12 protein-coding genes and 1 pseudogene are annotated in these 13,215 nt (G+C 56.7%); 12 read left to right on the forward strand and 1 reads right to left on the reverse strand.

All coding sequences use genetic code 11. The features are described 5' to 3' along the window. From VGC33_RS05845 to arsC, 3 genes and pseudogenes are all read left to right on the forward strand, one after another. On the forward strand, window positions 1-314 hold a 314-nt coding region (locus tag VGC33_RS05845; protein ID WP_331119813.1), incomplete at its 5' end, for a hypothetical protein. Between the two features lie 695 nt (window positions 315-1,009). Continuing rightward, on the forward strand, window positions 1,010-1,195 hold the full coding sequence (locus VGC33_RS05850; protein WP_331119814.1) for a con-10 family general stress protein: 186 nt from the start codon (window positions 1,010-1,012) through the stop codon (window positions 1,193-1,195). Between the two features lie 328 nt (window positions 1,196-1,523). Further along, window positions 1,524-1,874: pseudogene (gene arsC, locus VGC33_RS05855) on the forward strand (arsenate reductase (glutaredoxin)); the annotation flags it as partial. Window positions 1,875-1,891: 17 nt separating this feature from the next. On the opposite strand, the gene VGC33_RS05860 reads toward arsC, so the two are convergent. Beyond that, window positions 1,892-2,785 (reverse strand): LysR family transcriptional regulator, encoded by an 894-nt coding sequence (locus tag VGC33_RS05860; protein ID WP_331119815.1) that lies wholly within the window; start codon window positions 2,783-2,785, stop codon window positions 1,892-1,894. 130 nt (window positions 2,786-2,915) lie between these two features. Between VGC33_RS05860 and VGC33_RS05865 the strand changes: the two genes are divergently transcribed. The 9 genes from VGC33_RS05865 (at window position 2,916) to VGC33_RS05905 (ending at window position 13,208) form a co-directional block, all read left to right on the forward strand. After that, window positions 2,916-3,539 carry an NADPH-dependent F420 reductase gene (locus VGC33_RS05865; RefSeq protein ID WP_331119816.1) on the forward strand — a complete coding sequence of 208 codons (624 nt, stop codon included), beginning with the start codon at window positions 2,916-2,918 and terminating at the stop codon, window positions 3,537-3,539. 99 nt (window positions 3,540-3,638) lie between these two features. Further along, window positions 3,639-5,051: a bifunctional threonine/serine APC transporter ThrP gene (gene thrP / locus VGC33_RS05870; RefSeq protein WP_331119817.1), complete on the forward strand. Its 1,413-nt coding sequence runs from the start codon at window positions 3,639-3,641 to the stop codon at window positions 5,049-5,051. Window positions 5,052-5,731: 680 nt separating this feature from the next. Continuing rightward, the gene (gene dgcN / locus VGC33_RS05875) at window positions 5,732-6,724 is read left to right on the forward strand and encodes an N-acetyltransferase DgcN (RefSeq protein WP_331119818.1); all 993 of its coding nucleotides are present in this window, start codon (window positions 5,732-5,734) and stop codon (window positions 6,722-6,724) included. 16 nt (window positions 6,725-6,740) lie between these two features. Beyond that, window positions 6,741-7,601: a D-amino-acid transaminase gene (locus tag VGC33_RS05880; protein ID WP_331119819.1), complete on the forward strand. Its 861-nt coding sequence runs from the start codon at window positions 6,741-6,743 to the stop codon at window positions 7,599-7,601. A gap of 388 nt (window positions 7,602-7,989) precedes the next feature. Then, window positions 7,990-9,111, forward strand: coding sequence for a branched-chain amino acid ABC transporter substrate-binding protein (locus VGC33_RS05885; protein ID WP_331119853.1), 1,122 nt, complete (start codon window positions 7,990-7,992; stop codon window positions 9,109-9,111). A 188-nt stretch (window positions 9,112-9,299) separates the two neighbouring features. Continuing rightward, complete coding sequence (locus VGC33_RS05890) at window positions 9,300-10,214, forward strand: ABC transporter permease subunit (protein WP_331119820.1); 915 nt, start codon at window positions 9,300-9,302, stop codon at window positions 10,212-10,214. An 11-nt stretch (window positions 10,215-10,225) separates the two neighbouring features. After that, the gene (locus tag VGC33_RS05895; protein WP_331119821.1) at window positions 10,226-11,623 is read left to right on the forward strand and encodes a high-affinity branched-chain amino acid ABC transporter permease LivM; all 1,398 of its coding nucleotides are present in this window, start codon (window positions 10,226-10,228) and stop codon (window positions 11,621-11,623) included. Continuing rightward, entirely contained in the window at window positions 11,620-12,495 is an 876-nt protein-coding gene (locus VGC33_RS05900; protein WP_331119822.1) for an ABC transporter ATP-binding protein, read from the forward strand. Before VGC33_RS05895 ends, VGC33_RS05900 begins: the two co-directional genes overlap by 4 nt. Beyond that, window positions 12,492-13,208, forward strand: coding sequence for an ABC transporter ATP-binding protein (locus tag VGC33_RS05905; protein ID WP_331119823.1), 717 nt, complete (start codon window positions 12,492-12,494; stop codon window positions 13,206-13,208). The genes VGC33_RS05900 and VGC33_RS05905 overlap by 4 nt, the downstream gene beginning before the upstream one ends. The last annotated feature ends 7 nt before the right edge of the window (window positions 13,209-13,215 follow it).

Here is a 13,215-nt window from a genome sequence, read left to right on the forward strand (position 1 = left end):
CAGTGGGTTATAATAATGCAGGTATGACTATTCTCTGCTTAAAACGAGCTAAAAATGATTCAATTATAAAATATAAGGACAGGTATGCCGATTTGTTAAAAGCCTTATTGGATAAAAATATTGAATCGGTCAGTGATCTAATTGCGAAAAATAAATCCATTGTCAACGTTGGTCATCAAATGGGCGCAGCGGCTTTACGCCTCGCTGTAGAAAATAAACAGCTGGATATGGTGAATATCCTTCTAAAGGGAAATAATATAGATCTTAGTGTTGCTGATGAAAAATACGCCATATTTAATTTCTGCCGTGAGTAAGGCTGATATAGAAAACGTGAAAATCAGTATTTACAATATTATAAATTCCACCGATAGAAAAAGCGAGCTTCCCCGCGTGGGCTATCAAAAAGGGATCTACCATGACAAAGTTTTAACAGAATACTTCCGAAGCCAACTATTAAAAGAACAGGTAATTTAATAGATTTGTCGCTATAGGTTGTGTGAATTTGTTCCAAAGAACTGTGCGGCGGGTGGATTTAGGCGATTTCTGGTTAATGCCTGCCGAACCGCACGGTTATCAGTGATCCGTTCACTATCAGGTATAAAACTCTCGACGTTGTGAGTGGAAATTAAAATGGTGTGAATTTTACCGCTTCCCTTGTTCAATTATTGAATAAAAAAATATCGGTTATTGGTTTACAATCATATGGTTAATATTAACATGCCCGGCATGCCAAGGATGTTTTAAGCGGCTCTTTGTATCATTCTGTTAATGCCGCTTGCCAGGAGGGGTATGTCGACTAGTATTAATAACAGCGGTGTGTGTTTTGCAATGCGCATTTGTCAATAATAGCGGCAATAAATCGATGCAACTAACTCACTGTAGTCATTAAAAATAAACGGCTTAACGAGCTGGATTTCTTTACTGGTGTACTACTTTGATTTGCTGCTCCATTTTATGCAGGATGAGCATTGATAGAATATTGCTTTAACAAACACAACGGAGGTTCAATATGGCTGATCAACATCGTGGCGGATCGGGTAATTTTGCGGAAGACCGTGAAAAAGCATCCAGCGCCGGTAGAAAAGGCGGTCAGGTAAGCGGCGGTAACTTTAAAAACGACCCGCAGCGTGCATCCGAAGCCGGTGGAAAGGGCGGGCGCAACAGCCATGGCGGCGGCAGAAAACCGTCAAAATAATACGCCATGTGATCTGTTTCGCGGCTACAGAATGATATTCTGTAAGAACGCTTGTCCGCAACAGAATAATTATGTAACAGAACCAACAAACGCAGCCGGGCCGCCAGACCCCGGCTGTTTTTTTATGGGTTTGCACCTGCGGCCCCGCCGCGAAACTTCAGCTTTTTTCCATGGGTTGCCTTGGTCTGCGGCCAGCTTTGTAAAATGATAGGCGAGCCGATTCAGCGTCGGTTAAGACGACGCTGATAAATCCGCGTGCGCCGCATCAGACAATTGGCGATACTGGCATACAGTATTATCATTACCGTCAATGCAAGGATCCCTCTGAATGAGCGATATCATTATCTATCACAACCCAAGCTGCGGCACGTCCCGCAACACGCTGGCGCTTCTGCGCGAACGCGGCCTGGAGCCGACGGTTGTCGAATACCTGAAAACACCCCCCAATCACCAGCAGTTGCAAAAATTGATTAACGACATGGGCTTGTCCGCGCGCGCGCTAATCCGCACCAATAATGAACCCTATGAGCAACTGGGGTTGGCTGATGACAAATGGCGCGACGAGCAGCTGATCGATTTTATGGTGCAATATCCTGTGTTAATCAATCGTCCCATTGTGGTAACGCCGGCGGGCACACGTTTGTGCCGTCCCAAGGAGAAGGTGATGGAGATCCTGCCGCCGGATCCCTCGGTGGCTTAACTCGCCCCGAATTCCGCCACCACAAAGTCGATAAAACTGCGTACTTTCGGCGTCAGCTGCCGGTGGGCGGCGAACAGGATATGCAGTGGCCTTGAAGGCGCTTCGTAGTCCGGCAATACCCTTAGCAGTTGGTCGGATGCCAGATAGGGCCGCAGTATCACTTCCGGACCAAGGAGGATGCCGCCGTCGTTAAGCGCTGAAATCAACAGCGCCGAACTGTCGTTGATCTGCAATCGACTTTGTACCCGGACCCGGTATTCCTCGCCGCCACGGGTAAAACGCCATTCGCTGAGCGGCGGACGCGACCAGAAGCTATAGCCCAGGCATTCATGGCGCGCAAGATCGCTTGTTTGCCGGGGGGAGCCGCTACGGGCCAGATATCCCGGCGACGCGCAGGCAATCATACGGTAGGGCGCCAGCTCGCGGGCGGCAAGGCTCGAATCCTCCAGCACGCCCAGGCGGATGACCGCTTCATACCCTTCGTCCACCACATCCACAAACCGATCGGTCAAGGTCAGGTCCACCTTTACCGCCGGATACGCCAGCAGATAGCGGTTTACCATCGGTGTCAGGGCATAGGCGCCAAAAGTGACCGGCGCATTGACGCGCAGCAGGCCACGCGGCGCCGCGCTGAGTTCCAGGGCGACGGATTCCGCCGTCCGCGCCTCGGCGAGCACGATTTTGCAGCGCTGGTAAAAGGCCGTGCCGATTTCGGTCAGGCTTTGCCGCCGGGTGGTGCGGTTCAGCAGACGCGCGCCCAAGCGGTCTTCCAGGAATACCACATGCTTACCCACCATCTGCGCTGAAATATTCAGTGACACGGCGGCAGCGGCAAATGAGCCTTTGTCCGCCACTTTGATGAATACCGCCATGCTGGTCAGTCGGTCCATGGCCTGACTCCTGTATGCAATTCACAACTAGGGGTTGTGAGTTAATCCTCATAATGCCTGTTTATCCCATAATCATAGGTAATGTAAAGTCACTTCTCGGTACTTTCGCTTAGCGGCAGGAGAAATTATTATGAAAATAGGCATTATCGGCGCGGGTTATATCGGTCGCGCCATCGCCAAATTGGCGGTCGGCCAGGGTCATGAGGTCATGGTCAGTAATTCACGCGGACCGCACACCCTGATGAGCCTGGTGGCGTCAATCGGTTGTTTGACCGGTAGCGTGGAACAGGCGGCCGCTTTCGGCGAGGTCGTCCTGGTCGCCATACCACTGAAAAATTACCTTGCCGTCCCGGCTGCGCCGCTGGCGGGTAAAGTGGTGCTGGACGCCAATAATTATTATCCCGAACGCGACGGGAATATGACCGAGCTGGATAATCATTCCATTACCACCAGCGAGCTGCTGGCCCGTCATCTTGACGGGGCGAGGATCGTCAAGGCGTTCAACTCCATTCGGGTTAACGATCTGGAGCGCGACGGCTTGCCCACGGGCACGCCGGGACGACGCGCGCTGCCCATCAGCGGCGATGATGCGCGGGCCAAGCGTCAGGCGACGGCGCTTATCGATCAGTTCGGCTTTGATGTGGTTGATGCCGGACCCCTGGCCGAAGGGTGGCGTTTCCAGCGGGGCAGGCCGATGTATTGTGAGCGTTTTGACGCCGTCGGGTTGCAAAAAGCGCTGTCTGACAACGATTAGGAACATGTTATAGCGGCCGATATGCGGTAATCTGCTTTCCCTTGATAACACTCAATTTGTTAAACCCGCGCGCCGGGAAGTGCAAATAGATACCGAGGGATGAAAGTGGAACCGAAACAGGAATTGCAGCGCGGCCTCAAGGCCCGGCACATTGAGTTGATAGCCTTGGGCGGCACCATCGGCGTCGGTTTGTTTATGGGTGCCGCCAGTACGCTGCAATGGGCCGGGCCATCTGTGCTGCTGGCCTATATTATCGCCGGGTTGTTTGTGTTTTTTATCATGCGCTCAATGGGCGAAATGCTTTATCTGGAACCCATAGCCGGCTCCTTTGCGGTATATGCGCATCGCTATATGAGTCCTTTTTTTGGTTATCTCACCGCCTGGAGCTATTGGTTTATGTGGATGGCGGTGGGCGTGTCTGAAATCACCGCCATCGGCGTTTACGTCCAGTACTGGTTTCCCGAACTGCCGCAATGGCTGCCGGCGCTGGCCGCCGTCGCGCTGGTGGCGCTCGCCAATCTGGCCGCGGTCAGGCTTTATGGCGAAATCGAGTTTTGGTTCGCCATGATTAAAATCACCACTATCGTGGTGATGATTGTGGTGGGACTTGGCATTATTTTTTTTGGCATCGGCAACCACGGCCATCCGGTGGGGTTGGGCAATCTTACCGCCCATGGCGGCTTTTTCGCCGGCGGCTGGAAAGGATTGCTGTTTGCGCTTTGTATCGTGGTGGCCTCCTACCAGGGGGTAGAACTGGTCGGTATTACCGCCGGGGAGGCCCGTAATCCACAGGTAACCCTGCGGCGCGCGGTAAGCAAGATCCTGTGGCGCATCCTGATTTTTTACGTTGGGGCGATATTTGTTATCGTGACGATTTTCCCCTGGAATCAAATCGATTCCGGCGGCAGCCCGTTTGTGCTCACCTTTGCCAAAATAGGCATTACCGCGGCGGCGGGCATTATTAATTTTGTAATTCTCACCGCCGCGCTGTCGGGCTGCAATAGCGGCATGTACAGCTGCGGGCGTATGCTCTATGCCCTGGCGCGAAACCGCCAACTGCCGGCGGTGGTGGGGCGGGTGTCAGGTAACGGCGTTCCGGCGGTGGGGGTGATGCTGTCCATCATGATATTACTCTTGGGATCGTGTCTGAACTATGTTATTCCCAATCCGCAGCGGGTATTCGTCTATGTCTACAGCGCCAGCGTACTGCCGGGCATGGTGCCCTGGTTTGTGGTGTTGGTAAGCCAACTGAGCTTTCGCCGCGCCCACCGCCAGGCCATGGCGTCACATCCGTTCCGTTCCCTATGGTTCCCCTGGTCCAACTACCTGACCATGGCCTTTTTAGTCTGTGTACTGGCGGGCATGGCCTTCAGTCCGGACACCCGGCTGTCGCTATTGGTCGGCTCCGCCTTTTTAGCCTTGGTTTCCCTTATTTACCTGCTGCTGGGGTTTAACCATTCCAAGGCCGGCGTCGCAAGCGTAGCCGATGGCGGCAATAAGGTGGTTGATTAAAATCTGAGCGGCGTCACATTATCAACATTTGCCGACGGGCAAAACTTGTTAAAAAAGCGCGCCGGCGGCATTATCAATCACTGTTGTCGGCGGCAACGCCGCCGTTCAGGTAAAACCTAAACTCCTTGTTTCTATCGCGGTATCGGCGGTGGCAAACAAGCGGTTTAGGTTTTTTTTCGCCCCGCCTCCAGACGGTGCCGGCGTATACCTGCGCCCGCGTCCCCATGCCGAAAAGGGCATTCCAGATACTGTTCCGTTTTTCCACGCCTGATAACGCTTTTACCGCACAAATAGCGGCGGAATCGGCTTGGGGCTGGTTTTTATAGCGCGGGCAGGGTTTTTACGCCGGGGTTTATGCCGGTATTTGGCCTAAATGCCAGTGTATAACAGGGTGATGTGTTAAAAAATTATTAAATATCACCAGTATGAGGCAATAAAGCAGTGTTAATGCCTGAATTTAGTGCATTAAAACGCGACGACGCGTTCTGCTTGGAATAAGTGGCAATAATATTTATATATCTAGTTGAATTTAATATATATTTTGAACAAGTCGTTTTTTGGCACGACCTGTGCTTGGTACAGTTATCGCGCTTAGCCATGGCCGCCCCTGTCAGTGGAGCGGCGGGTCCGCAGTACCGGTGAGGCGATCCTTTTGATCACTGTTTAATGAGGCATTGCTGATGGAAATTCAAAAACCTTATCTGCTGTTTTTGGCGGACGCGCACGATCGGCTGGCGGCCAAGGTAGCCACCGGCATCCGTCACTGGCATCCGGAATACTGCGTCGGCCAGCTGCGCATGGAGGGGTGCCAGGTGGACTGCGGCCTGCCCGACCTGGATATCGCCGCCGCACGGGCCATGGGCGCCAAAACGCTGGTGATAGGCGTGGCCAATCGCGGCGGGGTGATTGCCGATCATTGGATCGAGGTATTGCGCGCGGCGCTGGAAAGCGGCATGGACCTGGCCGCCGGGCTGCATAACCGCCTGTCGGACGTTCCGGTGCTGCGGGACACCGCGCAAAGGCTGGGCCGCGCGCTGTTCGACGTGCGCCACACCAGTGCCGCTTTGCCGGTGGGCAATGGGCGCAAGCGCGCGGGTAAACGATTGTTGCCGGTGGGTACCGATTGTTCCTGCGGTAAAATGTATACCGCGCTGGCCATTGAGAAAGCCATGCTGGCTCAGGGCGGGAAAGCCACGTTCCGCGCCACCGGCCAGACCGGCATCCTGGTCAGCGGCGCGGGGATCAGTATCGACGCGGTGGTGGCGGATTTTATCGCCGGCGCGGTGGAAACGCTGGCGCCGGACAATGATCCGGACCATTGGGATATTATCGAAGGGCAGGGATCGCTGTTTCATCCCTCCTTCGCCGGGGTGACCATCGGGCTCATCCACGGCGCGCAGCCGGATGCGCTGGTGCTATGCCATGAGCCGACGCGCGTCGCCATGCGCGGCGTGGATTATCCGTTGCCGGGGCTGGCGGAATGCATGGCGCTTAACCTCCAGGCGGCGCGGCTGACCAATCCGCGGGCACGCTTTGTCGGCATCTCCATCAACAGCGCCCTGATGCCGCAAGCGGATGCGCTGGCCTATATGGCGGAGCTGGAAGCGTTGTACGGTCTGCCGGTGGTGGATCCGTTCCGTCAGGGCGTCGAGCGCATTATCGGGCAACTTTAACCACGGCGGGATAACCATGACCAGAATTGTCTATCTTAACGGCGATTATGTGCCGGAACAGGAGGCCAGGGTATCGGTCTTCGATCGGGGTTTTTTATTCGCCGACGCCGTTTATGAAGTCACCGCGGTATTAAACGGCAAGCTATTGGAAAACGACGGCCATATTGCCCGTCTGCTGCGTTCCTGCCGGGAGCTGAATCTGGCCCTACCCGTTACGCCCGACGCGCTGGAGGCGATACAGCGGGAGCTTATCGCCCGCAACCACCTGCGGGAAGGCGCGGTATATCTGCAACTAAGCCGCGGTTCTACCGGCGATCGGGAGTTCGATTTCCCCCCGGCCGGCACCCCGCCGACGCTTGCATTGTTTACCCAGGCGCGATCGGTAATCAACCACGCCAAGGCCATCAGCGGCATTCGGGTGGTAACGCTTGAGGATATCCGCTGGCATCGCCGCGATATCAAAACGGTTGGGCTGCTGGCGCCCTGTCTGGCCAAGGAGTTTGCCCATGTCCAGGGCGCGGACGATGCCTTTCTGGTGGAGGACGGACTGATTACCGAAGGCAGCTCCTGCAACGCCTGGATAGTTACCGCCTCCGGCACCCTGGTGACCCGGCCGCTCAGTAACGATATTTTGCACGGCATCACCCGCCGCTCGCTGCTGGAGCTGGCTAAAAACCATGCCATCCCGTTTGAGGAGCGGGCTTTCAGCGTCGAGGAGGCTTATGCCGCGCGGGAGGCGTTTATCAGCTCCGCCACCACCTTTATCTGGCCGGTGGTCAATATCGACGGCAGGACCGTGGGCGACGGCGCGCCTGGCCCGGTGACCCGGGCATTGCGCGCAATCTATGTGGAGATGGCCCTGCGGGCCACCGCCTGATAATGATAACGACACGATGAGCGGCCGCTCATCCGCGCGGACATTTATTGTGATACATGTCCTGTTTGTTATTAAAATTAGACATTAACGTTAAAAGATAGTCTTTAATAGACGGTGTCACCGAAATGGTGCAACCGCGGCGACCCCGCCGTTTCCCCGCCGGATAGGGCGCACTGATAAAGTGCGGCGCCGCGGTTGCCGATGCCATGTCCCACCGGAGTGGAACGGTCCTGATTCACTCATTTACCCTAAGTTGCCAATATGGCCGGATAATTGCTTATTTTATTTGGGTCGATACCCGCCGTCTTCAAGGGTTGTACGTTTAAGCTACAGGATTTATGGTCCACGCCTCGGGCGTCTTGCTAAAACAGTATAAAGGAACCAGATGATGTCAATTAAATTGATAAGAACTCCGCTTTCCGCCCTGCTTATCGGCTGCCTGGGCGCGGCTTTTTGCGCTCACGCCGATATTGTCATCGGCGTTGCCGGGCCGTTTTCCGGGCCCAATGCCACCTACGGGGATCAATACTGGCGCGGCGCTACCCAGGCGGCAGAGGATATTAACGCCGCCGGCGGCGTCAAGGGGGAAAAAATCACCCTGGTACAAGGCGATGACGCCTGCGAACCCAAACAGGCGGTGGCGGTGGCCAATCGTCTGGTGGATCAGGAGCACGTCAAGGCGGTGATTGGCCATTTCTGCTCCTCGTCCACCATGCCGGCATCGGAGGTCTATGACGAGGCCGGCATTATCGCCATTACTCCCGGTTCAACCAATCCGCAGATCACCGAGCGCGGCCAGACCGCCATGTTCCGTATGTGCGGGCGCGACGACCAGCAGGGGTTGATTGCCAGCAACTACATTATCGATAAGCTGAAGGCTAAAAAAGTCGCCATCATTCACGATAAGGACACCTACGGCCAGGGGCTGGCGGACGCCACCAAGGCGGAGCTGAACAAGCGCGGCGTTAAAGAGGTGATGTATGAAGGCCTGTCGCGCGGTGAAAAAGACTTCAACGCCCTGGTGACCAAGATCCGCTCGCTGGATCCGGATGTGGTCTATTTCGGCGGCTGTCACCCCGAGGCCGGCCCGCTGGTGCGCCAGATGCGCGAGCAGGGCGTTACCGCCAAATTCTTTTCCGGCGACTGCGTGGTCACCAGCGAACTGGTTACCGCCGCCGGCGGCCCGCAGTATACCAACGGCGTGTTGATGACCTTCGGCAAGGACCCGCGCGTAATCCCCGAGGGTAAAACGGTGATCGAAAAATTCCGCGCCAATAAGTTCGAACCGGAAGGGTATACCCTTTATTCCTACGCGTCGGTGCAGGCTATCGCCGCGGCGTTTAACGCCGTCGGCGGCAGCGATTCCGCCAAGGCCAGCGCCTGGCTAAAAGCCAACAGCGTGGATACGGTCATGGGCAAAAAAGCCTGGGACAGCAAAGGAGACCTGAAGGTATCGGATTACGTGGTTTATCAATGGGACGACCAGGGTAAATATCACGAAATCCCCTGATACCGCGACCGGCTAAAGGTGATGCGCCAGGCGGCCGCTGGGCCAGGCGCCGGGAGGGGGCCGGGGGCGCCGCCGCCGTCCGGCCCCGACGCCATGTTTCCCTCGGGTTGCAAATTTTCCGCGCACCCTGCGCAGGCCGCTGTGCCGGTCGCCGGGCGGCCAGTTAAGCAAGACGAGACTGTGTAACTATGGATTCTTCCTTCCTGCAGCAAATGTTCAACGGCCTGACATTGGGGGCCGTCTATGGCTTGATCGCCATTGGCTACACCATGGTGTATGGAATCATCGGCATGATTAACTTCGCCCACGGCGAGGTGTATATGATTTCCGCCTATCTGTGCGCTATCGGATTGGCCCTGTTGTCCTTTTTCGGCCTGCATTCGTTTCCGTTGCTTATCCTCGGCACCCTGGTGTTTACCATTGTGGTTACCGGCGTCTACGGCTGGGTTATCGAGCGGATTGCCTATCGGCCGTTGCGCAACTCTACCCGGCTGGCGCCGCTGATCTCCGCCATCGGCATGTCGCTTATCCTGCAAAATTATGCGCAAATCAGCCAGGGACCGCGTCAGCAGGGCATTCCCACCATGCTGGACGGAGTGATCAGGTTCCATATCGGCGATAATTTTGTCCAGCTCACTTATACCAAAGTCTTTATCCTGGTGGCTTCGCTTATCGGCATGCTGGCGCTGACCTATATCATCGGCCACACCAAACTCGGCCGTATGTGCCGGGCCACCCAGCAGGATCGCAAGATGGCCTCGATCCTGGGCATCAATACCGACCGGGTCATTTCCTGGGTGTTTGTCATCGGCGCCGCCATGGCGGGGCTGGCGGGGGTCTTGATCACCATGAATTACGGCACCTTCGATTTTTACGCCGGTTTTATCATCGGCATCAAGGCGTTTACCGCCGCGGTGCTGGGCGGCATCGGCTCGCTGCCGGGAGCCATGCTGGGCGGCCTGATACTGGGGGTGGCCGAGGCGCAGTTCTCCGGCATGGTAAATTCGGATTACAAAGACGTATTTTCGTTTTCCTTACTGGTGGTCATTCTTATTTTTCGCCCGCAGGGTCTGCTGGGCCGCCCACTGGTGGCTAAGGTTTGAAGGGAGAGATCATGTCGCAACCCACTGTGCCGCAAGCCTCCGGGGCATCGACGCCAGAGGCTCAATCGCCGGGCAAGCCAAGTCCCGCCGCGCCGCCTTTCGCGCCAGGCGCCCAAGGAGCGCCGCCAGCCCTGCCGCCGGCGGCAGGGCTGGATATCCGACAATGCCTGCTTGACGCCATTCTGGCCGGATTTATCGCCCTGATCGTTTTTGGCCCGGTGGTGGGGGTGGTGCTCGACGGCTACAGTTTTAATTTCCACGCCCCGCGCCTGCTGTGGATTATCCTGGCGGTGATGGCGGGTCGTTTTGCCCTCAGCCTGTTTTTGCAAACCGGACCGGGGCTGCGTTTCCAGCAGCGGTTCAACGGCGACAGCGGCGGCGTCTACGTTCGTCCCGTCAACTACCGAAGCCGGCTGCGCTGGGTTATTCCGCTGATCCTGGTACTCGCGGCGCTATTTCCTGTTATCGCCACCAAATACCTGCTTACCGTGGCGATCCTCGGCCTGATCTATGTGCTTTTGGGCCTGGGGCTGAATATTGTGGTCGGTCTGGCCGGGCTGCTCGATTTGGGTTATGTGGCATTTTACGCCATCGGCGCCTACGGGCTGGCGCTGGGTTATCAATACCTCGGCCTGGGGTTTTGGTCCATGCTGCCGCTGGCGGCAATTATGGCGGCGGCGGCCGGCGCGTTATTAGGTTTCCCGGTGCTGCGCATGCACGGTGATTACCTGGCGATCGTGACCCTGGGTTTTGGCGAAATCATCCGGCTTATCCTGAACAACTGGCTGGCGTTTACCGGCGGCCCCAACGGGGTCTCGGTGCCGTCGCCGACCGTTTTCGGCCTGGAGTTCGGCCGCCGCGCCCGGGAGGGCGGGGTGCCGATTCATGAGTTCCTGAATATTCCCTATAACCCCAACCTGAAGTTTATTTTTATCTACGGCATGCTGATCCTGGTGGTATTGCTGGTGCTGTATATCAAGCATCGCCTGACCCGCATGCCTATCGGCCGCGCCTGGGAAGCCCTGCGCGAGGATGAAATCGCCTGCCGCGCCATGGGACTTAATCATGTGCTGGTCAAGCTGTCGGCGTTTACGCTCGGCGCCTCGACCGCCGGCATCGCCGGGGTGTTTTTCGCCACTTACCAGGGGTTTGTCAACCCCACCTCGTTTAGTTTTTTTGAATCGGCGCTAATCCTGGCCATCGTGGTGCTGGGCGGCATGGGCTCGACCATCGGCGTGGTGATTGCCGCCTTTGTGCTTACCGTGGCTCCCGAACTGCTGCGCAGCTTTGCCGAATACCGCGTGCTGCTGTTCGGCATCCTGATGGTGGTGATGATGATCTGGCGGCCGCGCGGCCTTATCCGCATCAGCCGCGCCGGTTTTCCCACCCGTAAGGGGGTGGCGCCATGAACGACACTATCCTGAGCGTTGAGCACCTGATGATGCATTTCGGCGGCATTAAAGCCCTGAACGACGTCAACCTCGAGGTCAAACGCGGTTCCATTACGGCGCTTATCGGCCCCAACGGCGCCGGGAAAACCACGGTATTTAACTGCCTGACCGGTTTTTACCAGGCCTCCGGCGGCAATATCATGCTCAACGCCCGCGGGCGGCATACCAACATTATCCAGATTCTCGGGCAAAAATTCCGCGCCGCCGATTTTATCCGTCCGGCCCGGCTGGGGCGGCGCATTTTTTATAAAATGTTCGGCGGCACCCATCTGGTCAATCGCGCCGGACTGGCGCGTACGTTCCAGAATATCCGCCTGTTCCGCGAGATGTCGGTGGTGGAGAACCTGCTGGTGGCCCAGCATATGCAGGCCAACCGCAACCTGATTGCCGGGGTGCTCAATACGCCGGCTTATCAACGCGCCGAAAGCCGCGCCCTCGATCGCGCTTTCTACTGGCTGGAGGTGGTGGAACTGGTGGACTGCGCCAACCGGCTGGCGGGCGAAATGTCCTATGGCCAGCAGCGGCGGCTGGAAATCGCCCGCGCCATGTGCACCGACCCGGAAGTGATTTGCCTGGATGAGCCGGCGGCGGGGCTTAACCCGGTCGAAACCCGTACTTTGAGTAAAATTATCCGCCTGCTGCGCGATCGTCACGGCATCACGGTTTTACTTATCGAGCATGATATGGGCATGGTAATGGAAATCTCGGATCATATTATCGTGCTCGATCATGGCGACGTCATCGCCACCGGCACGCCGCAGGCAATCCAGAACGACGAAAGCGTGATCGCCGCGTATCTCGGCACCGACGAGGAGGAACCGGCCCTATGACCCACGCCATGCTGGAATTTCGCGCGGTCGACGTCTTTTACGGCCCGATACAGGCCTTGCAGCAGGTTTCCATCCGGGTCGAAGAAGGGGAGACGGTGGCGTTGATCGGCGCCAACGGCGCGGGAAAATCCACCTTGCTGATGTCGATTTTCGGCCAGCCGCGCATCAGTTCCGGGCAGATCATGTTTCGCGGTGAGGATATCAGCCGCAGATCGACCCATTTTATCGCCGCCAATGGCATCGCCCAAGCGCCTGAAGGAAGACGGGTGTTCCCGGATATGACGGTGGAGGAAAACCTGCTGATGGGGACCATACCCATTGGCAATCGTTACCAGGCTGAAGACCTATTGCGTATGTTTGAACTTTTTCCGCGTCTGCGGGAACGCCGCAAGCAGCGCGCCATGACGCTCTCCGGCGGCGAGCAGCAGATGCTGGCCATTGCGCGCGCGCTGATGAGCCGGCCCAAACTGTTGCTGCTTGACGAGCCGAGCCTGGGTCTGGCGCCGATCATCGTCAAGCAGATTTTTCAAATCCTGCGCGAGCTGGCCCGCACCGGCATGACCATCTTCCTGGTGGAGCAGAATGCCCACCACGCGCTGAAATTATCCGACCGGGGATATGTCATGGTTAACGGCCAGATTCGCCTTAGCGGCACCGGGGCCGAACTGCTGGGCGACCAGGAGGTGCGTAAGGCGTATCTAGGCGGCATATAGCCCTCAA

The organism is Acerihabitans sp. (assembly GCF_036398755.1).
Lineage (GTDB): Bacteria > Pseudomonadota > Gammaproteobacteria > Enterobacterales > Enterobacteriaceae > Acerihabitans.

Coding starts and splice junctions, on each gene's coding strand:
- VGC33_RS05850 (WP_331119814.1), top strand. CDS start 1,010: ATGGCTGATCAACATCGTGGCGGATCGGGTAATTTTGCGGAAGACCGT.
- VGC33_RS05860 (WP_331119815.1), bottom strand. CDS start 2,785: ATGGACCGACTGACCAGCATGGCGGTATTCATCAAAGTGGCGGACAAA.
- VGC33_RS05865 (WP_331119816.1), top strand. CDS start 2,916: ATGAAAATAGGCATTATCGGCGCGGGTTATATCGGTCGCGCCATCGCC.
- thrP (WP_331119817.1), top strand. CDS start 3,639: ATGAAAGTGGAACCGAAACAGGAATTGCAGCGCGGCCTCAAGGCCCGG.
- dgcN (WP_331119818.1), top strand. CDS start 5,732: ATGGAAATTCAAAAACCTTATCTGCTGTTTTTGGCGGACGCGCACGAT.
- VGC33_RS05880 (WP_331119819.1), top strand. CDS start 6,741: ATGACCAGAATTGTCTATCTTAACGGCGATTATGTGCCGGAACAGGAG.
- VGC33_RS05885 (WP_331119853.1), top strand. CDS start 7,990: ATGTCAATTAAATTGATAAGAACTCCGCTTTCCGCCCTGCTTATCGGC.
- VGC33_RS05890 (WP_331119820.1), top strand. CDS start 9,300: ATGGATTCTTCCTTCCTGCAGCAAATGTTCAACGGCCTGACATTGGGG.
- VGC33_RS05895 (WP_331119821.1), top strand. CDS start 10,226: ATGTCGCAACCCACTGTGCCGCAAGCCTCCGGGGCATCGACGCCAGAG.
- VGC33_RS05900 (WP_331119822.1), top strand. CDS start 11,620: ATGAACGACACTATCCTGAGCGTTGAGCACCTGATGATGCATTTCGGC.
- VGC33_RS05905 (WP_331119823.1), top strand. CDS start 12,492: ATGACCCACGCCATGCTGGAATTTCGCGCGGTCGACGTCTTTTACGGC.